Source organism: Actinoplanes sp. CA-131856, from assembly GCF_050956135.1.
In the GTDB taxonomy this organism is placed as follows: domain Bacteria; phylum Actinomycetota; class Actinomycetes; order Mycobacteriales; family Micromonosporaceae; genus Actinoplanes.
On sequence record NZ_CP191849.1, the window covers coordinates 5,644,514 to 5,663,489 of the forward strand.

At 72.6% G+C, this 18,976-nt stretch carries 15 protein-coding genes; 5 read left to right on the top strand and 10 right to left on the bottom strand.

Features of this window, described 5'->3' with window-relative positions:
• The first annotated feature begins 30 nt into the window (after nt 1-30).
• Nucleotides 31-573: a hypothetical protein gene (locus ACQP2X_RS26240; protein WP_498686297.1), complete on the top strand. Its 543-nt coding sequence runs from the start codon at nt 31-33 to the stop codon at nt 571-573.
• On the opposite strand, the gene ACQP2X_RS26245 is transcribed toward ACQP2X_RS26240, so the two are convergent.
• The 5 genes from ACQP2X_RS26245 to ACQP2X_RS26265 are packed head-to-tail and all read right to left on the bottom strand — an operon-like array spanning nt 554 to nt 7,295.
• The gene (locus ACQP2X_RS26245) at nt 554-1,294 is read right to left on the bottom strand and encodes a metallophosphoesterase family protein (RefSeq protein WP_498686299.1); all 741 of its coding nucleotides are present in this window, start codon (nt 1,292-1,294) and stop codon (nt 554-556) included. The two genes, ACQP2X_RS26240 and ACQP2X_RS26245, sit on opposite strands and share 20 nt — an antisense overlap.
• 2 nt (nt 1,295-1,296) lie before the next feature.
• A complete protein-coding gene (locus ACQP2X_RS26250) occupies nt 1,297-2,133 on the bottom strand; it encodes a class II glutamine amidotransferase (protein WP_498686300.1) in 837 nt (278 codons plus the stop codon).
• The gene (locus ACQP2X_RS26255) at nt 2,058-4,025 is read right to left on the bottom strand and encodes an alkaline phosphatase family protein (protein ID WP_498686302.1); all 1,968 of its coding nucleotides are present in this window, start codon (nt 4,023-4,025) and stop codon (nt 2,058-2,060) included. The genes ACQP2X_RS26250 and ACQP2X_RS26255 overlap by 76 nt, the downstream gene beginning before the upstream one ends.
• Before the next feature lie 3 nt (nt 4,026-4,028).
• Nucleotides 4,029-4,610: an HdeD family acid-resistance protein gene (locus tag ACQP2X_RS26260; protein ID WP_498686303.1), complete on the bottom strand. Its 582-nt coding sequence runs from the start codon at nt 4,608-4,610 to the stop codon at nt 4,029-4,031.
• Nucleotides 4,611-4,667: 57 nt separating this feature from the next.
• Nucleotides 4,668-7,295: a winged helix-turn-helix domain-containing protein gene (locus ACQP2X_RS26265; protein WP_498686305.1), complete on the bottom strand. Its 2,628-nt coding sequence runs from the start codon at nt 7,293-7,295 to the stop codon at nt 4,668-4,670.
• Nucleotides 7,296-7,465: 170 nt separating this feature from the next.
• On the opposite strand from ACQP2X_RS26265, the gene ACQP2X_RS26270 reads away from it, so the two are divergent.
• The gene (locus ACQP2X_RS26270; RefSeq protein ID WP_498686308.1) at nt 7,466-7,900 is read left to right on the top strand and encodes a DUF7144 family membrane protein; all 435 of its coding nucleotides are present in this window, start codon (nt 7,466-7,468) and stop codon (nt 7,898-7,900) included.
• Here ACQP2X_RS26270 and ACQP2X_RS26275 read toward each other — a convergent pair.
• The 5 genes from ACQP2X_RS26275 to ACQP2X_RS26295 form a co-directional block, all read right to left on the bottom strand.
• Nucleotides 7,887-10,481, bottom strand: coding sequence for a winged helix-turn-helix domain-containing protein (locus ACQP2X_RS26275; RefSeq protein ID WP_498686311.1), 2,595 nt, complete (start codon nt 10,479-10,481; stop codon nt 7,887-7,889). The two genes, ACQP2X_RS26270 and ACQP2X_RS26275, sit on opposite strands and share 14 nt — an antisense overlap.
• A gap of 76 nt (nt 10,482-10,557) precedes the next feature.
• Nucleotides 10,558-12,006, bottom strand: coding sequence for an alpha-amylase (locus tag ACQP2X_RS26280; protein WP_498686312.1), 1,449 nt, complete (start codon nt 12,004-12,006; stop codon nt 10,558-10,560).
• Nucleotides 12,003-14,684, bottom strand: coding sequence for an MGH1-like glycoside hydrolase domain-containing protein (locus tag ACQP2X_RS26285; RefSeq protein ID WP_498686313.1), 2,682 nt, complete (start codon nt 14,682-14,684; stop codon nt 12,003-12,005). The genes ACQP2X_RS26280 and ACQP2X_RS26285 overlap by 4 nt, the downstream gene beginning before the upstream one ends.
• Nucleotides 14,685-14,713: 29 nt before the next feature.
• The gene (locus ACQP2X_RS26290; protein ID WP_498686314.1) at nt 14,714-16,429 is read right to left on the bottom strand and encodes a SulP family inorganic anion transporter; all 1,716 of its coding nucleotides are present in this window, start codon (nt 16,427-16,429) and stop codon (nt 14,714-14,716) included.
• Nucleotides 16,430-16,503: 74 nt separating this feature from the next.
• A complete protein-coding gene (locus ACQP2X_RS26295) occupies nt 16,504-16,998 on the bottom strand; it encodes a DUF1269 domain-containing protein (protein WP_498686315.1) in 495 nt (164 codons plus the stop codon).
• A gap of 177 nt (nt 16,999-17,175) precedes the next feature.
• Between ACQP2X_RS26295 and ACQP2X_RS26300 the strand changes: the two genes are divergently transcribed.
• The 3 genes from ACQP2X_RS26300 to ACQP2X_RS26310 are packed head-to-tail and all read left to right on the top strand — an operon-like array spanning nt 17,176 to nt 18,976.
• Nucleotides 17,176-17,373 (top strand): hypothetical protein, encoded by a 198-nt coding sequence (locus ACQP2X_RS26300; RefSeq protein WP_498686317.1) that lies wholly within the window; start codon nt 17,176-17,178, stop codon nt 17,371-17,373.
• On the top strand, nt 17,349-18,485 hold the full coding sequence (locus ACQP2X_RS26305) for an AI-2E family transporter (RefSeq protein ID WP_498686318.1): 1,137 nt from the start codon (nt 17,349-17,351) through the stop codon (nt 18,483-18,485). Before ACQP2X_RS26300 ends, ACQP2X_RS26305 begins: the two co-directional genes overlap by 25 nt.
• Entirely contained in the window at nt 18,482-18,976 is a 495-nt protein-coding gene (locus ACQP2X_RS26310) for a DUF1269 domain-containing protein (protein ID WP_498686320.1), read from the top strand. Before ACQP2X_RS26305 ends, ACQP2X_RS26310 begins: the two co-directional genes overlap by 4 nt.

Below are 18,976 nucleotides of genomic sequence, written 5' to 3' on the forward strand. Positions count from 1 at the left end.
GCGGGGCGCTCGTGGGTTCACCCTCGCCGGATGAGTCCTCGTACGGGGATCCCGGTGAGGCTCGGTGACATGGTGCGCACGTGGTTACCGCTGAGCCGGCGCCTCCGGGTCGAGGACGAGGAGGCGACCGCCTCCGGCATCTACGGCCTGATCGTCGGGGCCGCCGTGCTGGTCGCCGGGCACGCCGCGACCGCGCGGGCGGTCGTGGTGGCGGTGATGGTCACGCTGGTCATCTACTGGGCGGCCGAGCGCTACGCCCGGATCGTGGCCGAGCGCATCCACCAGGGCCACCGGCCGACCTGGCACACCGTGCGCCGGCAGCTGACCAGCGGCTGGGAGCTGGTGACGGCCTCCGTCCTGCCGTTGCTGGTGCTGCTCGCGGTGAAGATCACCGGCGCGTCGCTGATCAGCGCCGAGATCGCCTCGCTGGGCACGACGACCGTGCTGCTGTGCATGGCCGGCTGGCGGATCGGCGGGGGCGGCCGGCTGACGGTCAACGAGCGGATCGTGTCCACGCTGGTGGCCGGCGCGTTCGGCGCGGGCCTGGTCGTGCTCAAGACACTGCTGCACTGAACCGGGGCACGTCGACGACCCGGGCCGTGTACCAGCCGCCGTCGTCGAGATAGCGCTCGCTGACCACGAAGGCGCCGGGCGAGACCGAGATGAGGCTCCACGAGTGCGGGACGCCGCGCACGCGGTGACTGGTCGCCGTCCCCGCGACCACCAGCAGGCAGCCGTACAGGGGCGTCACCCGGGGCACGTGGGTGTGCCCGGCCAGCACGAGATCGGGCCGGCCGGCGCGGCGCACCCGTTCCCAGCCCGGCAGCCAGCCCTCGTCCGGCGGGTGGTGCAGCGCCACCAGCCGGGCGTCGCCCTCCGGGGCGGCACCCAGCACTGTCCGCGCCAGGCCGGCCTGCCGGGCCGTCAGCCGCCCGTTCTTCCACCGCCACCGGGGCATCGACTGCAGACCCAGCGCGGTCAGCCCCGGGACCCGGCGGACCGGGTCCAGCTGGTCGGTGATCCAGCTGCGATAGGCGCCGTACGGGTCCAGCAGCCGCCGCTTGCTCAGCAGCGGCACATCGTGGTTGCCGAGGACCACCAGCAGCGGCCCCGGCAACCGGTCGAGCAGCGCCCGCGCCGGCCGGAACTCACGGGCGCGGGCCCGCATCGTGTGGTCACCGGTGACCACGGTCAGGTCGGGCCGCGCCGCCATCACGTCGGCCACCAGCCCCGCCGCCGCCCGCGGATCGTGCGCGCCCAGGTGCAGATCCGAGACGTGCGCGACGACCACCACGGTCAGGGGATCGCCGGTTCGAAGCGGCCCATCTCGTCCTCACCCTTCTGGATCACGCCCCAGCTCGACTCCGGCACCGGCTGCCAGGCCCCCTCGAGCTCGCCCAGCGGCTCGGAGACGACCAGCCGGGTCTCGTCGGAGAGCCCGCGCAGCCGCTTGTCATCGGGGTAGAGCCGGTGCAGGGCCGAGATGTCGGTGCTGTAGAACAGCGACCGGCTGTGCCCCTCGCTCGAATAGCGGAACCCCCAGATCCGGTCCCCGTCGGTGGTGGCCACGGTCATCTGGAGCGGATCCGGCACACCGTGCGACCGCGCCACCGACTCGATCAGCCCGGCCATCCGCTCGACCGCGGCGATCGGCCGGTCCCGCAGCCCGTAGGTCAGGGCCAGGTGGAACATGACCTCGGAGTCGGTCGAGCCGGCCAGCGACGGGTACAGGTCGGGGTCGATGGCCAGGACCAGGTCGCGCTTGAGCTTCGCGAAGTCGCGGATCGACCCGTTGTGGACCCACAGCCAGTTGTCGTGCCGGAACGGGTGGCTGTTGGTCTGCTGCACGGCGGTGCCGGTGCTGGCCCGGATGTGGGCCAGGAACAGCGGTGAGGAGGTGGCGTGCGCGATCTCGCGCAGGTTGGCGTCGCTCCAGGCCGGGCCGACGCCGCGGAACAGGGCCGGCTCGGCCGGGCCGTCGACCGGGTACCAGCCGACGCCGAACCCGTCGCCGTTCGTCGTCTCCACCCCCAGCTTGGAGTGCATGCTCTGGTCGATCAGGGAGTACTGCGGTTTGACGAGGACCTCGTCGAGACGGATGGGCGTTCCGGAGTAGGCGAGCCAGCGGCACATGGTGCCTCCCTTTCGTCGAGCCGATGACGCAGCAGCCGGTGGACGGCGTCGGCGCCGATCAGGCCGGTGGGCGCGGGCCAGTCCCGCGGGTGGATCAGCAGCGGCCGGTCCTGCCAGCCGCCGAGGCCGCCGTGGCAGCCGATCAGTTCCTCGAACGCGGCGACCTCCTGCGTGTCGGCGTCCCAGAGGCTGTTCACCAGCAGATCGCCGGTGTGGGCGAGGCCGTCGTGGCGGCGCAGGTCGTCGGCGGCGTACGGGCCGAAGCCGTCGAGCGGGTCGGCGCCTTCCACCCGGTCGCCGTCGAGCAGCCGGCGGCCGCCGCGGCCGATCACGACCGGGCCGTCGCGCCGCGAGCGCACCATGACCCAGCCGACGCCGGGGTGCGCGACCAGGCCGTCGACGAGCTTGGGATGGCGCTCCTCGATCTCCTCCAGGGTGACCCGCCCGGGCCGGCGGGCCAGATAGACGAGGGCGAGATTGCCCGACGCGGCGACGACGATCTCGGGACGGACGATGGCGGGCCCGTCCCGGTCGGGGACGGGGCGCAGCACCCGGGCCCGGCCCTCCTGCTCGTCCTCGGCCGGCGCCACCACCTCGCCCGGCGTCGTGAGCTGGCCGACCAGATCCTCGAAGCGCACGCCGTAGCGCTGGGCGAAGGTGGCGCCCTGGCTCTGCCCGTGGTCGGAGAGCACGACGAACTCGTACGGCCGGGGCCCCGCCGCCGCGACCTCGCGCAGGGTGCCGAGCACCGCGTCGATGCCCTCGAGGGAGGCGAGCGCCTCGGGCCGGAACGGGCCGGCGTGATGGGCGATCTCGTCGTAGTCGACGAAGTCGCAGTAGATCGCGGGCGCCCCGCGCATGATGTGCTCGGCCAGGAGGGCCAGGTTGAGATGGCGCAGCAGCACGTTGGTGGCGCCGCGCAGCAGCACGTAGCCCCAGTCGCGGCCGATCCGCGGCTCCACGCCGCGCAGCCTCCGGCGGCGGGCCTGGTAGAGCTCCTTGACGATTTCGCCGACGGTCAGCACCAGCGAGCGGGTCAGCCCGAACGGATCGAGCAGATAGGCGCTCACGTAGCGGTCGGGGCCACGCCCCGAGCGGACCGTGCTCATGGTCAGCAGCGAGGTGGGCGCGCCGCCCGAGAAGACGTTGCTGATGCTCACCCCGCCGTCGGTGAGCAGGCCGCCGCCGCACCGCTGCTCGACCAGGGCGGCGTCCGCGGGACGGTTGGTCACGATGAGGCGGCCGGGTTCCTTCTCGTACCACCGGAAGGCCGGAACCTGATCGCTGGCGCCGTGCAGGAGCCCGGCCTGGCTGGCCGGCGTGGTCGCCGGCAGCTGGGCGTGCCACTCGGTCAGCGTGTGCCCGGTGCGCAGCCAGCGGCTCAGCGTGGGCAGGTTGCCGGCCTCGACGGCCCACCGGGCCAGCGGCGCCGACAGCCCGTCGATCTGAATGATCACCAGGCCGGGTGTGTCGTCGCGGACGACGTCGCGGCGGAACCGCCGGTGGGCGCGGATCAGGTGGCGGGTGACGACGCCGGGCTGACCGGCGGTGATCAGCCACAGACCGAGGCTCATCAGCGCCGCGGCGATCCAGGCGGCCGAGAACGCCGGCCAGAACCCGTCCACGTGGACGCCGGGCGAGAGCTCCAGCGCGAGCCAGAGCAGCAGGGCCTGCCCCACGAGCCAGCCTGCCACCACCCCGGCCCAGCCGATCCACGTCAGCAGCCGGGCCAGGGCCGGGCGCAGGACGGCGCCCAGGACGCCGACCACGATGGCCAGCACGAGCACGTCCCAGCCGCTGCGGGCGCTGATCCCGGGCAGGACGGCGATGGTGATGGCCGCGGCCGCCCAGCCGAGCGCGACGACGGCCACCGTCCGGGCGACGGCGCCCATCGGTCAGTGCGCCGTGCGGCGCAGGTAGAACGCGAGGACGATCTCGCCCAGCCCGACCACGATGCTGCTGATGCCGGTGAGCAGCACCAGGGCGGTCAGCGACAGGCCGGGCGCGAACAGCAGGATGAGACCGGCCACGATCGACAGCAGGCCGACGCCGAGCAGGCCGGCCCGGCGCACCCCGGTCGCCCGATAGGCGGCGATGACCTCGGCCATGCCGCTGAGGATCCAGGTCACCGCGAAGATCAGCGCCAGCACGGTGAGGCGGGTGACCAGGTCGCGCAGGCAGAGGAGCCCACCGACCAGCACCACGATGCCGACGATGCCGGTGAGCACGTGCTCGCCGGCGCTCTTGCCGCGGCCGGGGATGAAGGCGCCGACGGTCCAGGCGGCGCCGCTCATGAACAGCCAGATGCCCACGAGCAGCGCCATGATGCGCAGGCTGATGTCGGGCCAGGCGAGCACGGCGACGCCGAACGCCGTGCCGAGCACGCCGGTGACGAGCATGGCCCACCAGGGGAACGGCTGGGAACGTACCTCGGCGAGCAGGTCGGGGGGCTGCGTCCGGATGGTTGCCTCGGTCATCTGCCCAGCGTCGGCGCTCCCCCGGCGCCGGGCCTCATCCGGAGCGAGTGAGCGACCTCAGAGCAGCCCGGCCTGTCGGGCCTGGACGACGGCCTCACGGCGGCGTCCGGCGCCGAGCTTGCGGTAGATCGAGCGCATGTGCGCCTTGACCGTGTTCACCGAGATGCCCAGGCTCTCGGCGATCTCGCCGGCGGTCAGCACGGTCGGCAGATATTGCAGGACGTCGACCTCGCGCTCACTGAGCGGGTCGGCCGACGGCAGGCCGCTGAGCACCGGGATCTCGCCGGTGATCTCGGCCAGCACCCCGTCGCCGGCCGGTCCGCGCGGCTCGTTGAGCCACTGCTGGCGCCCGGCCAGCACCAGCACCCGCTCGGGGTCGAGGCGGCGGAACGGGCGGCGGATCCGGTCGGCCTCGGCGGCGGCGAGCGCGTGGCCGAGGGCGTCCGCGGCCCGGCCGCTGCGGCTGTGCGCGTCGGCGGCGAGCGCGGTCAGCACCCACGCCGAGACCATCGCCACCCGGTCGGAGCCCTCCCGGGCCAGGGCCAGCAGCTGCTCGGCGGCGTGGAAGTCGCCCAGCGCCAGGTGGGCGCGGGCCAGGCCGACCTGCTCGGCCGGGGTGAGCGGACCGGCCGCGTAGCGTTTCACGACCGCCGCCGGCTCGCCCAGCGCGAGGTCGATCTCGGACTCGGCCAGGGCGAACGAGCGATCGAGCAGCGGGGCGTCCTGACCCTCTCCGGCCTCGCCGGCCGCCTTGGTCAGCACGGCCCGGGCCGTGGTGGGCTCGCCCCGGTCCACCAGCAGCCGGGCCCGCAGTACCGCGGCCAGGCCGGCCATGACGGTCTCCGGATGTTCGCCCAGCGATTTGAGTCCCTGCCGCAGGGCGGTCTCGGCCTCGGTGTCGGCGCCCCGGTCGAGCTCGATGAAGGACTGCGCGAGATGGGCCGGCGCGACCGCCGGGTGGGTGACCGCGTCGATGCGGCGGGCGGCGTCGAGGGCCGAGGCCGCGTGGCCGGCCGCCTCGCCCGGCGAGCCCTGCCGGTGGACCAGCAGGGCCAGGTGGCTGAGGGCGTTGATCTCGATGAGCGGGGTGCCGGTGACCCGGGCCGCCGACGCGGCGGCCCACAGATAGCGGTCGGCGTGGTCGAGCCGCCCGGTCCAGAACAGGGCCGAGCCCTTGTTGTTGAGGGCCATCGCCCGGTACGGCAGCAGCGACGGCACCCGCTCGGCGTCGAGGCTGGTCAGCTCGGCCAACAGCGCCGTGGTGCTTTCGATGACGGCCGGCATGTCGCCACGCCGCCGGGTGACCGCGCCCGACTCCAGCATCGCGACGGCCAGCTCGACCCGCCCGCGATAGCCGGGGGCGTACGACTGCAGCATGCCCCGGGCCCGGGCGAGCTGCTCCGGAACCGCGGCCAGGTCGCCGTGCGCATATCGCAGGAGCGCCGCGCAGAGCACCAGCTCCGGGCTGTCGGTGAGACGGCCGGGCGGGATGCGGCGCAGCACCTCGAACAGCTCGGCGTGGTCGGCCGAGGCCGCCAGCGGCAGTCCATGATCGACCACCAGACGTCCGGCCAGGCCCCAGTCGCCGGCCGCGGCGGCGTGCGTCAGCGCGGTCAGCCCGTCGCCCTGACCGTTGTGCCACTGTGCGGCCAGCAGGTGCAGCCGCGGCACCTCGCCGGGCTTGTTCGAAGTGACCCGGTAACGCAGCGCGGCCCGGAAGAGCGGGTGATAGCGGAACCACCGGCCGGAGCCGATGCGCTCGACGAAGAGGTTGGCCGCGGCCAGCTCCACGAGGATCTGCTGGCTGTGCTGCTGACCGGTGAGCGCGTCGGCCAGGCCGGCGCAGATCCGGTCGGAGACGCTGGTGCGCAGCAGGAACAGCTGGCGGTGGGCGGGCTGGGCGGCCAGCACCTCGCGCAGCAGGTAGTCCTCGGCCGCGGCGGCCGGGCTGACGCCGTCGGGCGCCTCCATGGCCAGGCGCAGGCCGGCCGGCCAGCCCTCGGTGCGGCGCAGGAGATCGGCCAGCCGGTCGGCCGGCAGGCGGCGGCCGGACCGCGCGGACAGCTCGGCCGTCTCGGCCGCCCGGAACGCCAGGTCGGCCGACCGGATCTCGGTGAGCTCGCCGGCCGCGCGCTCGCGATGCAGCGGCAGGCCGGGCTCGCCCCGCGAGATCAGCACGAACCGCAGCCGGTGGCCGGGCCGGGCGACGAGGGCGGCGAGCCCGGTGAGGGTCCGCTCGTCGGTCACCTGGTGCAAGTCGTCGAGGACGAGGACGACCGGTGCCGGAAGCGCCGCCACGGCGGCCGCGACCCGGACCGCGTACTCGACGTCGTCCTCGGCCGGCAACGGCCCCGTCTCGGGCAGGGTGTGCCCGGGCGGGACGGCTCCGGAGGTGCGCAGCGCCAGGACCAGGTCGGACCAGAGCGCGTACGGGTGGTTGTGCCGGGGCTCGCAGGAGAGCCAGGCGATCGGGCCGGACACGGCACGGGCGGCCGCCCAGGAGCCGGCGAGCGCGGTCTTGCCCCAGCCCGGCCCGGCGCAGATCAGCGTCACCGGCTGCCGGACGCCCTGGTCGAGCCGCTCGGCGAGGCGACCGCGCCAGAGCAGCGCCGGCGGAAGGCGCGGGCCCGACGGCCGGGCGCCCAGCGCGGGCACGGCACGGCCGCGCACCACGGAATCACCCATATCGTCACCCTCCGGCTGGAGACGCCGTTTCCACGGCCGGGTTCCACCGTCACCGAAACACACCGGGTGGACCGGCAACAAGCCCCCGGTATTCGCATGGCACGAAGAAAATGCAGCGTTCATCCCGCGGGCATGAGGCGGCGCGGCATGGCGGCGGCCATGCTGCCGTCATGTCCAGCTACGCCACGGAACGGCCGCCGGGGGCCGCGACCGCGCCGCCGACCACCGGATGGATCGGCATAATCGTCTTCGGCGGCATCATGCTGATGGTCGCCGGCGCCTTCCAGGTGATCGAAGGGCTGACCGCGCTGTTCCGCGACGAGGTCCTGCTGGTCACCTCGGAGAGCCTGCTCATCGAGCTGAGCTACACCACCTGGGGCTGGATCCATCTGATCTTCGGGGTGCTCGCCATCGCCGCCGGCGGCGGGGTCTTCGCGGGCTGGCTGTGGGCGCGGATCGCCGGCGTCGCGATCGTCTTCGTCGCCACCCTGGTGCACGCGACGTTCCTGCCGGCGGCGCCGGTGTGGTGCACGATCCTGATCGTGATGGACATTCTGATCATCTACGCGCTGTGCGCGCACGGGCGGGACGTCAGAGCAGGTTGAGCTGCCGCGCCCGGCGCACCGCCTCGTTGCGCCGGGCCGCCGACAGCTTGCGCAGGATGCTGCGGACGTGCGTCTTCACGGTGTTCACCGAGACGTACATCCGGGCCGCGATCTCCTCGGTCGGCAGCATCTCGGCCATGCCCCGCAGCACGTCCAGCTCGCGCCGGCTCAGCGGCTCGACCATGGCCGGCGGCGCCGCCGCCGGCCCCTCGGCCGGTGGCTCGGCGCCGAGCCAGCGGTACTGGTCCTCGGCGCGCAGTACCCGGCGCAGCTGGGAGCGGACCTGGTGCATCGGCCGGCGGTGCCCGTCGGGGGCGGCCAGCCGCATGGCCCGGCGCAGTGCCTCGCGCGCGGCCGGCGCGTCGTCGGTGTCGGCGGCCAGCACCGCGAGCAGCAGCCAGGCCTCGATGGCCACCGGCACCGGGACGCGCACGCCGTCGGCCACGGTCCGGGCCACCTCGTGCGCCCGCACCGCGTCGCCACGGGCGTGCAGCAGGGTGGCGTCCACGATCGCCACCTCGGGCGGGCGCGGCGCGGGGTGGGGCCCGAGGATCACGGCCGCCTCGGTCAGGTGGCCCGAGCCGATCAGCAGCCGGCAATGCCCGAGCACGATCGCCGAGCGCAGCCAGGCCGGCGCCGCCGGTGGGGCGCCCGCGGCCAGTGTGGCCAGCGCGCTGCGCTGCTCGCCCCGGGTCTGCAGGCGGCGCGCCTTGACCAGGACGTAGGCGGAGGCCGCGAGCGGGTCGGCGCCCGGCCCGCACAGCGGCTGGGCCGCGCGCAGGTGCCGGTCGGCCGCCTCGACGTCGTAGCGATCCAGGGCCACCCAGGCCAGGGCGACCTCGGCCGCCCCGGGCCACCGATGGCCGGTCAGGCCGCACTGGGCGGCCAGGTCGAGGGCCTGCTGGGCGCTGGTCTCGGCCCGGCCCAGCCGGCCGCGGTGGGCCTCGAGCAGCGCGAGCTGCCGCAGGCAGTCCACCTTGAGCGACTCGCTGCCGACCGGGGTCAGCGCGGCCGCGTCGGCCAGCGCCTCGGCCGCCTTGTCGACCGAGCCGGCGTCGGCGTGTGCCATGCCCTCGGCCGCCCGCAGCAGCGCCGGCAGCTCGGGGTGCCGGGCCAGGCGGTCGGCCGGCGCCACGGACAGGAAGGTCTTGGCCACCGGCACCAGCTCGTCCACCCGTTGCGGGTCGGCCCCGCGCACGAGCAGCACCCGCATGAGGAAACAGGACAGGGTCAGCCCGTCGCCGCAGCCGCTGCCGTGCAGGCTGAGCAACCGGCCGGCGTAGCGGAGCTGTTCGGCCGCGCCCAGGTGGTCGCCGTCGCCGTAGGCGATGGCGGCCCGGATGACGACCGTCTCGGCGTGGGCCAGGTGCTCGGGGAGCCGGGCGAAGAGCCGGCCGAGCCGTCCCGCGCCGCCCTCGATGAGGAGCCGGCCCACCGCGTAGTCCTCGATGACCATCGTGGCCGCCGTGCTCCAGTCGCCGGCCCGGACCGCGTGCTCCACGGCCTCCTCGAGCCGGCCGTGGTCGGCCAGCCAGATCGCCGCCCGCTGGTGCAGCTGGGCCACCAGATCGGGCTCGGACCAGGCGAGCTGGGCCTGGAGCAGCTCGGCGAACAGCCGGTGATAGCGGTAGACGTGCGAGCCCTCGCCGACCGGCTGGATGAACGCGTTCTCCCGGGTGAGCTCGGAAAGCAGGTGGCCGGCGTCGAAGCGGCTGGTCACGGCGGTGGCCAGGCCGGGCGTGAAGGTGTCGAGCACACTGGTCTCGAGCAGGAAGCGGCGCACCTCGGGCGTCTGGGTCCGCAGCACCTCGGCCATGAAGTACTCGGCGATGGTCGACTCGTCGCCGGTGATCGTCGCGACCAGGTTCCCGGCGTTCTCGCTGGACTGCAGGGCGCAGGCGCACAGGCGGATGCCGGCCGCCCACCCCTCGGTGTGCGTGAGCAGGGCCCGCCGGTGGGCCTCGTCGAGGGGCACGCCGTGCAGGTCGAGCAGATGAGCCGTCTCGTCGTCGGTGAAGGCCAGATCGGCCGTACGGATCTCGCGCAGCTGCCCGGCCAGCCGATAGCGGTGCAGCGGCAGCGGCGGGTCCCACCGGCCGGCCAGCACGACCCGCAGGTTGGCGGTGTGCTCGAGCAGGAACTGCAGGCCACCGGCCCAGCGTTCGCCGGACAGCTGGGAGGCTCCGTCGAGAATGAGGACGACCGGTGTCGGCTGGGCGGCCAGGACGGCGGCCAACCGGGTCAGCAGGGCACGGCTGGCACCGGCGCCGGCCGCGACCGGCACCAGCGGGGGCACCGGCACCCCGGCCCGGCGCAGCCCTTCCACGAGATAGACCCAGAAGGCGTCGTCGCTCTCCACGGTGATCCAGGCGATCGGCCAGTCCACCGGGCGGCTGCGCACCCACGAGGCGAGCAGCTGGGTCTTGCCACCGCCGGCGACGGCGGTGACGAGCGTGACCGATCCCCGAACTCCCTCGGTCACGCGGTCGCGCAGCGCCGGCCGCTCCACCATGAAAGGCGGAGCCGCCGGCACGGCGAACTTGCTGGCCAGGATGGCGCTGTCGGCGAAAGTGTCGAGCACGACTCTCACCCTCGCCGGGGCTGGACCCGTGCACATCGTCCGATTCGGATAGACGTGACCCTCGGTGCCGCGACGGCTACGTCAAGCTGAAGATGTGGTGACCCCACGGTGGCAGCCCGACGTAGAGCCCGTTACCGGCCAGGTCGTCGCCCTCGCGCTCGAAGATCCGCCCGTCGGTCAGCTCGGTCAGCCGCCACGTCCGCCCGCCCAGATCACCCCAGGGCAGGGCGATCCGGGCCTGGGAGTCATGGTCGCCGAAGTTCACCGCGACCACGTGCCGGGTGCCCTCGTCGTGCCACGACCAGGCCAGGACGTCCTGATGGGAGGGGTTGTCGGGCCAGCCGCCGGGCTCCAGCAGCGTCCATTGCCCGCGCCGCACGATCTCGGCCGCGCCCACCACCTTGCGGTAGAAGGCGCGCAGCTCGGCGTCGGCCGGCTCGTCCGGGAAGCGGCCGAGGAAGACCGGAAGGCGCACCCGGCGGCCCTCGAACTGCCCGTCGTGCCACAGCGTCGTGCCGGGCAGGGTGGCCACGGCCACGGCGGCGGCCCGGCCCCGGCCACCCGGTAGGGCGGCCGCGGCCCGCGGCTCGTCGTGGTTCTCGGTGAAGCGCAGCAGGCGCCGCTGATAGTCGAGCCCGGCGGTGAGGTGCTTGCGGACCGAGCCGGCGTCCTCGTGGGCCAGCCGGTCGTAGAGCCGCTTGTCGTAGCAGAGGTCGAAGCCCTGCTGCTGGAGCGTCCACTCCATATCCCAGTAGACCTCGGCGATCAGGGTGAGATCGGGGTGCCGGGCGCGGACCCGGCCGAGCACCGAGGGCCAGAAGTCGCCGGCCGGGGCCGGGCCCACCCGATCGCCCCAGGTGCGGGCGAAGATCTCGTTGGTCAGCAGCATCGCCATGTCGCAGCGGATGCCGTCGCACTGGTCGCCGATCGAGATCAGCGCCGCCGCGGCCGCGTCCCGCAGGCCCGGTGAGAACGCGTTGAGCTGGGCGACGTCGGGCCAGGGGGCGAAGTACGGGTCCTTGCCGTTGGCGATCACCCGATCGCCCGCCACGAAGAAGCCGGCCGGGTCGCGGGCCAGGTCCTCCCGGGTGCCCGGCACGAACCAGTCGGGATGCTCGGTGACCGCCGGATGGTCCGGGGCGACGTGGTTGGGCACGTAGTCGAGGACGAGCCGGAGCCCGCGCGCCCACAGCTCGGCCCGCGCCGCCGCGAGCCCGTCCGGGCCGCCGAGACGGTCGTCGACGCGGTATCGGCGTACACAATAGGGCGAACCCACCAGATCGGCGGAGCTGTAGTCGGGCAGGGCGTCGCGGAAAGAGCGTTGCAGCCCCTCGTTGCCGGCGGCCACGGCCAGGCCGGCCGGGCTGCGCTCCCACACGCCCATCAGCCAGACCGCGTCCAGACCGGCCGTGGCCACCTCGTCCCAGACCTCACCCGGCACGTCGCCGAGGGTCACCGGCCGGCCGAAGCGCTCGGCGAGCCCGGCCAGCCAGGGCCAGGCGAAGATCTCATAGATCGCCTTCATGACTCGTCCCTCCCGGGTTCGCGGCGCAGCACGCCGACCATGCCGTTGTCCAGCAGCTCCTGCCCGCTGAGGCCGGCGAACAGGTTGGGGAAGACCGCCACCAGCCCGGTCCACCCGGTCTGGTGGGCGGCGCCGAGCCCCGCGCCGTTGTCGCCGTGGAAGTACTCGGCGAACAGGATCAGATCCTTCCAGTGCTCGCTCGCGAAGATCGCCTGGCCCCCGTGGCAGGGCCGGTTCCCGGCCGCGTCGGGCACGAAGGTGCCGGTGAGCCGGGCCGAGATCTCCCGGGCCACCTCGAACAGGTTCATCTGGTGGCCGGAGCCGGTCGGGCATTCCACGGTGAAGTCGTTGCCGTAGGCGATGTACAGGTTGAGCAGGGCGCGGATCATGAGGGCGTTGACCGGGAACCAGACCGGGCCGCGCCAGTTGGAGTTGCCACCGAACATGCCGCTGTCCGACTCGGCCGGCTGATAGCTCACCCCGAAGACCTGGTCGCCCACGGGGAACTCGAACGGGTGCTCGGCGTGATGCTTGGAGAGCGAGCGGAGGCCGTAGGGGCCGAGGAACTCCTTCTCGTCGAGCAGGCGGGCCAGGATCCGGCGCAGTCGGCTCTTCTCGAACAGGGCGAGCAGCCGCTCACCGTTCGGGCCGGGCGCCAGGCCGGGCTCGAGCAGCTGCCGCACGATCGGGTGCCGTTCGGCGAACTCGAGCACACCCTTGATCAGCTCGGGCCGGCGCTCGATGAGGCGCGGATCGTAGACGGTGGCCGCGGCCAGCGGCAGCAGGCCGACCATCGAGCGCACCTTGAGCCGCCGGGCCGAGCCGTCGGGCAGGCGCAGCAGGTCGTAGAAGAAGCCGTCCTCCTCGTCCCACATGCCCTCGCCGGCCGCGGCGTGGTTGACCGCCACCGAGATCCAGGCGAAGTGCTCGAAGTACGTCTGCGCCTGCTCCAGATAGACCGGGTCGGTCTCGGCGAGCTCCAGCGCGATCGACAGCATGGTCTGCGCGTAGAGCGCCATCCACGCCGTGCCGTCGGCCTGGTCGAGGTGCCCGCCGGTGGGCAGCGGGGCGCTGCGGTCGAAGACACCGATGTTGTCCAGGCCGAGGAAGCCGCCCTGGAAGATGTTGCGGCCGTCGACGTCCTTGCGGTTGACCCACCACATGAAGTTCTTGGCCAGCTTGTGGAAGGTGCTCTCCAGCCAGGCGTGGTCGGGGCGGCCGTTGCGGGCCTTGTCGAGCTCGTAGACCAGATAGGCGGCCCAGGCGTGCACCGGCGGGTTGACGTCGCCGAAGTTCCACTCGTAGGCCGGGATCTGCCCGTTGGGGTGCAGATAGCGGCGGCTGAGCAGCAGGTCGATCTGGTTCTTGGCGAAGCCGAGGTCGACGGTGGCCAGGGCGACCGCCTGGAAGCCGAGGTCCCAGGCCGCGAACCACGGATATTCCCAGGTGTCCGGCATGGAGAAGACGTCGGAGGCGGACAGGTGGTACCAGTCGCCGTTGCGCAGGCCGGACTCGCCCAGCGTGTCCTGGCCGTGCTCGGCCAGCCAGCGCTCCACGTCGTACTCGTAGTACTGCTTGCTCCAGAGCAGGCCGGCGACTGCCTGCCGGGTGACCCGCTTCTCGGCCTCGCCGAGGTCCGGGTGCAGCAGGTCGGCGTAGAACTGGTCGGCCTCTTGCCGCCGGGCTTCGAAGACCGCGTCGAAGTCACCACCCCCGGGGGACTCGCTCAGCCTCACCCGGACCGTCGCCTCCGCTCCGGGGGCGATCTCCAGGACGATGTCGGCCGCTGCCTTCGTGCCCGATTTCTCGGGATTGATGGCCTCCTTTTCGCCCTGCACGACGTAACGATCAAAGGCGTCCTTGACGTACGGGCTGCGGTTCTGCCCGCCGAAGACGCGCTCATTGTTCGTCTCGTTCTCGGTGAAGATCAGCGGATGGTCACCGAGGACGGTCCACCACCGCTCCCCCAGCTCCGGATGCTCCAGCCGCACCGCGCCGTCCTGCTCGCGCAGGACCGGCCGGGGCGCGTGCTCGTCCCACGACCAGGTGTTGCGGAACCACACCGTCGGCAGCAGGCGCAGCATGGCCGGGTCGGGCCCGCGGTTGGCCACGGTGATCCGGGCCAGGACGTCCTCGGGGCCGTCCTTGGCGTACTCGATGGTGACGTCGAAGTAGCGGTCCTCGGCGAAGATGCCGGTGTCCAGCAGCTCGTACTCGAAGGACTTGCGGTCCCGGGCGGCGTTCGTGGCGACGAGGTCGTTGTACGGGAACTCGCGCTGCGGATACTTGTAGACCATCTTCATGTACGAGTGCGTCGGCGTCCCGTCGACGTGGAACCAGTACTCCTTGACGTCCTCGCCGTGGTTGCCCTCGCCGTTGGTCAGCCCGAAGTAGCGCTCCTTGAGGATCGGGTCGTTGCCGTTCCACATGGCCAGGGCCAGGCAGACCAGCTGCTTGTCGTCGCTGAAGCCGGCGATGCCGTCCTCGCCCCACCGGTACGCCCGTGACCGGGCGTGATCGTGGGTGAAGTAGGACCAGGCGTCGCCGCCGGAGCTGTAGTCCTCGCGGACCGACCCCCACTGCCGGTCGCTCAGATAGGGTCCCCATCGCCGCCAGGCGGTGGCTCCGATGTCGGCGTCGTGCAGGCGCCGCGACTCGGCGCCGGAAGAGTTGGCCATGCGGTCAGCGTCGGCTTGATCACGGAGAGTCACAACACCCGAGGCGGATGACTCCAGGCCTGCCCGGTGCGCCGCTGATAGGCCGCCACCGCGTCCTCGACGGTCGGGAAGAAGTGCTCCTCCTCGATCTTGCCGGTCAGCTTGTACCGGTCGAGTTTGGCCCGCACCGGGCTCTTCATCTCGGCGAACACCAGCGCGATGCCCTCGGCGTCGAGCTCGGCGTCGAGCTCCTCCAACATGTCGGCGGCCGTGGTGTCGACGTCGGTGAGCGGCTCGGCGGCGACCACGATCCACTGCGGAGCGGGGTCGGCGTTCGCGATGTGCCGAATCTCCTCCCGGAAGCTGCGGGCGTTGGCGAAGATCAGCGGCGCGTCGAACCGGAACAGCACGAGACCGGGCAGGGTCTCGGCCTCGGGGTGGTCCCGTACATCGTGGAAGCCGTTGATCCCCTCGGCCCGCCCCAGCGTCGCCCGGTAGGGCCACCAGGTGCGCCGGAAGACGTTGAGCACGGACAGCGCGACCGCGAAGGCGATGCCGGGCAGCACACCCAGGATCGCGACACCGAGGAACGCCGCCACCGCGAGCGCGAACTCGATCCGCCGCTGCCGCCACAGCCGGACCATCCCGGGGATGTCGGCCAGCGACAGCGACGCCGTGATGACGACCGCGGCCAGCATCGGCTGGGGCAGGTCGCGCAGCAGGCCGGGCACGAGGACCAGCATCAGCGTGATCAGGGCCGCGCCGACCAGCCCGGTCACCTGCGTCCGGGCTCCGGCCTGGAAGGCGACCGCCGTGCGGGAGCCGCTCGTGCTGACCGGGAAGCCCTGGAAGAGCCCGGCCGCGAGGTTGGCGGCGCCGATGCCGGCCATCTCCTGGTTGCCGCGCACCTCCTGGCCGCTGCGGGCGGCGAAGGCCGAGGCGGTGGAGATGGTGTCGGTGACCGAGACCAGCGTGATGCCGAGCGCGCCGGCCGCCAGCAGGCCCAGCTCGGACCAGCTCACCGTGGGGATGGTGAACGGCGGGAAGCCCTGCGGCAGCGGGCCGACCAGCTCGACCCCGCGCTCCTCGAGGCCGAACAGGGCGACCGCCAGGATGGCCAGCACCACCGCGACCAGGATGCCGGGCACCTTGGGCAGCCAGCGGCGCAGCACGCCGATCACGATCAGCCCGCCCACGCCGACCGCGAGCGCGGCCGGCACGGTCTCACCGTCCACCACGCCCCGGGCGAAGGCCGCGGCCTCGCCGAACAGGCCGTCGGCGTCGACCGAGAAGCCGAACAGCTTCGGCAGCTGGCCGATCAGGATGGTCAGGGCCAGGCCGTTCATATATCCGAGCTGGGTGGGGTGCGACAGCAGGTCGGCCACGAAGCCGAGCTTGGCCACCGCCGCGATCGTCATGAACAGGCCGACCAGCAGCGCCATCACCGACGCCAGGGCCACCGCCTTCTCCGGGTCGCCGCCCGAGGCCACCATGGGGATCACCACCGCGGCGATCATCGGGCCGAGCGACGAGTCCGGCCCCAGCACCAGGACCTTCGAAGGGCCGAAGACCGCGTACGCCACCAGGCACAGGATCGAGGTGTAGAGGCCGGTGATCGCGGGGAGGCCGGCCAGCTCGGCGTACGCCATGCCCTGCGGCACCAGCAGCGTGGTCAGCACGATGCCGGCGACGAGGTCACGGGGCAGATAGCCGGTCTTGTACGTGGCCGCTACCCGCAGCCCGGGAATCCAGTCGGAGCGCGCCATCCCCCACCCTCCCACGCTTCTCATGGCGAACGCCGCCCGCTCGTGCGGGCGGCGTCCGATGCTGCGTCAGCTGACTAAGCGGCGCCCTTGCCGTGCAGCGCGTCCTGCAGCTCGGCCTCGGCCTCCTTGGACAGCGAGGACTTGATCACCGTACCGCCGAACTTGCTCAGCGCCTCGACGGCCTTGTCCGGCGTGACCGCCTCGACGACCAGGAACAGGGCCGACGTGCCCGGCTGGAGCTCGTCGCGGATGCGGTCCTGGAAGTCCTTGCTGATGGCGTTCTTGGTCAGCTTGCCGGTGAGCGCGCCCAGTCCGGCGCCGATGGCCATGCCCAGGATCGGGATGAAGAACAGGACACCGAACAGCAGGCCCCAGAACATGCCCCACGTGGCGCCGGCGCCGACCGGCTGATGGTTCGTGGTGACGTGGTACTTGCCTTCCTTGTCCCGGATGATGACGGCGATCGCGTCCGGCTGGATGATGAGATCCTTGGCCAGTCGATCCGCCTCCAGCGACGCCGCCGTCGCCGTGGTCTCGTCGGGGTACCCGATGGCGACCAGAGTTGCCATGATTGACCTTCCCCTTCGTACCGCGTGGTAACTGCCGTCGCCGCCGTGGCGGCGGCGTCCCGCACAGTCAGCCACGCGCGGCCGCCGCCGCGGCTCACCTCTCGGGGATGAAACCGGCGAGCGTTCATCCCTGTGGGAGGAAGGATCGGCCGGGGCTTTCGGCGAAGGTCGGACGGTATGGAGCAGTACGAGTTCCGGGTCCGCGGCTTCCTCGGCCCCGTGCTTCGCATAGCGCTGGGCAGCCTGCGTTTCCGGGCCGTGCCGCGGCAGAGCGTCATCGAGGGCCGGTTGTCCGAGGAGGACCTGGAGCGGCTGATCGAGCGGCTCGACCGGTCCGGGGTGGAGGTGCTGTGTCTGAGCCGAGTGCCCCGCTGAGCCCGGGTCTGCCGCGCGGCGTCGTCGTCCTGCTCGGCACGGCCTGCCTGGTCGTCGTGGTGGCCGGCATCAAGGGCATCGCCGGGCTGGTCGCGCCGGTCATGCTCGCGCTGATGCTCGCGGTCACGGTCAGCCCGCTCACCGAGTGGATGCGCCGGCGCGGGACGCCCGTGTGGCTGGCCGCGATCACCACCATCGTCGTCGTCAACGTCGTGTTGTTCGCGCTCGGCGGCGCCCTCTATCTTTCCGCGGCCCGGCTGCTCGAACTGATCCCGCAATATCAGGCCCAGTTCGCCGACCTCCGCCAGGACCTGATCGACCAACTGGCCGGGCTCGGCATCAGCACGAGCCAGCTGCAGGCCGCGCTGTCCGGCATCGACTCGGGCACGGTGCTGCGCTTCGCCGAGAGCATTCTGGGCGGGCTGGCCGGCGCGCTGTCGAACACGGTGTTCCTGCTCGCCGTGCTGCTGTTCATGTGCCTGGACACGGTGGACTTCCCGCGGCGGCTGGTGTCGACCGCGGGCGAGCGCCCCGAGGTGGTCGGCGCGCTGCGCTCGTTCGCCCAGGGCACCCGGCGCTACCTGCTGGTCTCCACGGTCTTCGGGCTGATCGTCGCGGTCATCGACATCCTCGGGTTGTGGGCGCTGGGCGTACCCCTGCCGTTGCTCTGGGGTCTGCTGTCGTTCATCACCAACTACATCCCGAACATCGGCTTCGTCATCGGGCTGATCCCGCCGGCCCTGCTGGGCCTGCTCGAGGGCGGCCCGGGGCTGATGCTGGCCGTCATCGTCATGTACTGCGCGGTCAACTTCGTGATCCAGTCGGTGATCCAGCCGAAGATCGTCGGCGACGCGGTGGGCCTGTCGGCCACCGTCTCGTTCCTGTCGCTCATCTTCTGGGCCTGGGTGCTGGGCGGTCTCGGCGCGCTGCTGGCCATCCCGCTCACGCTGCTCGCCAAGGGCCTGCTGATCGACATCGACCCCAGCACACGCTGGGTCAACGCGCTGCTCTCGAACGCCGTGCCGCCCGAATCGCCCTCTCCGGATGAGGCGCCCCCGGCGCGCGCCAACGGACGATGGCGGCGTCCCCGATCCGCTAGGAGCACCCCATGACCACCTTCACGGTGTGGAAGTTCGACGACCCGAAGCGCGCGGAGAGCGTCTTCGGCATCGTCAAGAACGCGGCCGGCGATCATCTGATTCACATCGTCGACCACGCGATCGTCACCTGGCCCGAGGGCGCCGAGAAGCCCGACGTCCACCACTCGCACGACAGCACCCGCCACGGCGTCGGCTGGGGCGCGTTCTGGGGCATCGTGGTCGGCGGCCTCTTCCTGGTGCCCATCATCGGCGGCGCGGTCGGCGCCGGCGTGGGCGCGCTGGCCAAGGCGACCGAGGGCACCGGCATCTCCAAGGAACAGCTGGAGAGGATCCGGACCGAGGTCACCGAGGGCACCTCGGCCCTGTTCCTGGTCACCGACAGCGGCAACCTGGACCGGCTCGGCGAACGTTTCCGCGGCGAGCACAGCCAGCTCATCGCCACCAACCTGACCGAGGGCGAGCGGGACATCCTGCTCGAGACCTTCTCCGACGCCAAGGCCTGA

Bases quoted from the DNA above. Each gene is read 5' to 3' on its own strand.
- ACQP2X_RS26270 (WP_498686308.1), top strand. From the start codon at position 7,466: ATGTCCAGCTACGCCACGGAACGGCCGCCGGGGGCCGCGACCGCGCCG.
- ACQP2X_RS26285 (WP_498686313.1), bottom strand. From the start codon at position 14,684: ATGGCCAACTCTTCCGGCGCCGAGTCGCGGCGCCTGCACGACGCCGAC.
- ACQP2X_RS26290 (WP_498686314.1), bottom strand. From the start codon at position 16,429: ATGGCGCGCTCCGACTGGATTCCCGGGCTGCGGGTAGCGGCCACGTAC.
- ACQP2X_RS26255 (WP_498686302.1), bottom strand. From the start codon at position 4,025: ATGGGCGCCGTCGCCCGGACGGTGGCCGTCGTCGCGCTCGGCTGGGCG.
- ACQP2X_RS26240 (WP_498686297.1), top strand. From the start codon at position 31: ATGAGTCCTCGTACGGGGATCCCGGTGAGGCTCGGTGACATGGTGCGC.
- ACQP2X_RS26280 (WP_498686312.1), bottom strand. From the start codon at position 12,006: ATGAAGGCGATCTATGAGATCTTCGCCTGGCCCTGGCTGGCCGGGCTC.
- ACQP2X_RS26260 (WP_498686303.1), bottom strand. From the start codon at position 4,610: ATGACCGAGGCAACCATCCGGACGCAGCCCCCCGACCTGCTCGCCGAG.
- ACQP2X_RS26265 (WP_498686305.1), bottom strand. From the start codon at position 7,295: ATGGGTGATTCCGTGGTGCGCGGCCGTGCCGTGCCCGCGCTGGGCGCC.
- ACQP2X_RS26250 (WP_498686300.1), bottom strand. From the start codon at position 2,133: ATGTGCCGCTGGCTCGCCTACTCCGGAACGCCCATCCGTCTCGACGAG.
- ACQP2X_RS26300 (WP_498686317.1), top strand. From the start codon at position 17,176: ATGGAGCAGTACGAGTTCCGGGTCCGCGGCTTCCTCGGCCCCGTGCTT.
- ACQP2X_RS26310 (WP_498686320.1), top strand. From the start codon at position 18,482: ATGACCACCTTCACGGTGTGGAAGTTCGACGACCCGAAGCGCGCGGAG.
- ACQP2X_RS26295 (WP_498686315.1), bottom strand. From the start codon at position 16,998: ATGGCAACTCTGGTCGCCATCGGGTACCCCGACGAGACCACGGCGACG.